Raw genomic sequence first — 268 nt, 5'->3', positions numbered from 1 at the left:
ATCATCTGTTGTAGTTTGTCCAGATCCAGTATTGTTTCCATCTTGCTTTGGTTCATTACCATTATCACCTTCTTCTGTTGGTGGTGTTGGGTTTTCTCCATTACCTGTTGGCGGTGTCGTTGGGTTTTCTCCATCACCTTTCGGTGGTGTCGTCGGATTTTCTCCACCACCTGTTGGCGGTGTTGTTGGATTTCCTTCACCAGTTTCTTTATCATCATTTTTCTTCGTTATATCAATTGCATATTTCGCAAATTCATTTTCAGATGGT

At 41.4% G+C, this 268-nt stretch carries 1 pseudogene; it reads right to left on the bottom strand.

Features of this window, described 5'->3' with window-relative positions:
- Positions 1 to 268: pseudogene (locus MR170_RS31585) on the bottom strand (bifunctional 2',3'-cyclic-nucleotide 2'-phosphodiesterase/3'-nucleotidase); the annotation flags it as partial.

The organism is Bacillus cereus group sp. BfR-BA-01524, assembly GCF_022662595.1.
GTDB lineage: Bacteria > Bacillota > Bacilli > Bacillales > Bacillaceae_G > Bacillus_A > Bacillus_A thuringiensis_S.
Note: the sequence above shows the minus strand (reverse complement) of the source record. Positions and strands in the feature narration are given on the sequence as shown.